This window comes from Pontibacter rugosus (genome assembly GCF_042678745.1).
In the GTDB taxonomy this organism is placed as follows: domain Bacteria; phylum Bacteroidota; class Bacteroidia; order Cytophagales; family Hymenobacteraceae; genus Pontibacter; species Pontibacter rugosus.
Genome location: NZ_JBHTLD010000554.1, coordinates 1 through 540 on the forward strand (window position 1 = coordinate 1; position 540 = coordinate 540).

Below are 540 nucleotides of genomic sequence, written 5' to 3' on the forward strand. Positions count from 1 at the left end.
GTGAGGGTTTTGGAGCCCAGAGCGGCCAACAGGCCGGCTTCGGGACTGTTGGGTAGGCAGGCCATGCGGGTAGTAACCATCGGCCCGAACGTGATGCCCGTGCCGCTTATATTCTCCTTGAGCCAGAGTTGTTGGTAGCAGAAAGTCGCCAGGAGCAGTACCTTTTTTGAGGGCTAGGTGTATAGTCCCAGCGTGAGGTGGGTCGGGTCCTGGGTAAAGTTAACGGGGTTTTTCTGCCACTCGGCACAGACAAATTCATGTGGCGTGAGGCCGCGCAAGGTCTTAAGCCGTTTGGCGTGGTTGTAAGCCAGCAAAAAGGCTTGTAGGTGCTCGTTGAGCTCTTGCGTGGTCTGATAGTGAAAGCGCTGAACGGTGGCCTCTTTCAGCGTGCGATTCATCCGTTCGACTTGGCCGTTGGTCCAGGGGTGAGCGGGCTTGGTCAGACGATGCTCGACGCCATACTCGCGGCAGATGCGGTCAAAACTGTGACCGCCTGGCAGTACTTGATGCGGCTGTGCTGTGAACTGCACGCCATTATCG

1 protein-coding gene is annotated in these 540 nt (G+C 57.2%); it reads right to left on the reverse strand.

The window, feature by feature from the left end; genetic code table 11:
* Positions 1–173: 173 nt before the first annotated feature.
* On the reverse strand, positions 174–540 hold a 367-nt coding region (locus ACFQ2O_RS22425; protein ID WP_377533267.1), incomplete at its 5' end, for an integrase core domain-containing protein.